The organism is Microbacterium testaceum (assembly GCF_001476285.1).
Classification (GTDB): Bacteria; Actinomycetota; Actinomycetes; order Actinomycetales; family Microbacteriaceae; genus Microbacterium; species Microbacterium testaceum_B.
The window spans coordinates 1-649 of sequence record NZ_LDRU01000081.1; the positions used below are offsets into that span (position 1 = coordinate 1).

The following is a 649-nucleotide window of genomic DNA, read 5'->3' on the forward strand; positions in this document are numbered from 1 at the left end:
TCTGCAGCACCAGCACGTCGTCGCGTACGCGCAGCGCGGCCAAGCGGGTCTTCTGCCGCAGCGAGAAGCGCACGATCGCGGTGCGATCGGTCTGCTCGAGCGTCTTGCGCAGCAGCACGTACGCCTTCGGCGAGGACGAGTCGGGCTCGAGGTAATAGGCCTTGTCGAGCGTGAGCAAGTCGACCTGGTCGCTCGGCACGAACTCGACGACCTCGATCTCGCGGCTGCGCTCGCTCGGCAATGACGCCAGGTCGTCTTTCGTCAGCACGACCGTCTGTTCGCCGTCGTCGTACGCACGATCGATGTCGCTGTAGGGCACGACCTCTCCGTCGATCTCGCAGATGCGCTGGTAGCGGATGCGTCCACCGTCCTTGTTGTGCACCTGGTGCAGCGAGACGTCGTGATCCTCCGTGGCCGAGTACACCTTGACGGGCACGTTGACGAGGCCGAACGTCAGGGCGCCCTTCCAGATCGATCGCATGGGTCCAGTGAACACCGAAAGAGGGGTGGATGCCGAGACCCTTGCGCCGCGGTCCCCGCACGTCCCGCCGACCTGACGCATGTGCCGCGCTCCGGAGCGTCAGCCCGGTTTCCGCCCCCGCCACCGTCACGTCCCCGGGTCCACCCCTGCTGGTCCGGAGCCCGGCAC

Annotated in this window: 1 protein-coding gene; it reads right to left on the reverse strand. The window is 67.0% G+C overall.

All coding sequences use genetic code 11. The annotated features are described in order from the left end of the window. Positions 1-481 (reverse strand): non-homologous end joining protein Ku (gene ku / locus NS283_RS13425; protein ID WP_342626910.1); only part of this gene is annotated, 481 nt, incomplete at its 3' end. Positions 482-649: the final 168 nt, after the last annotated feature.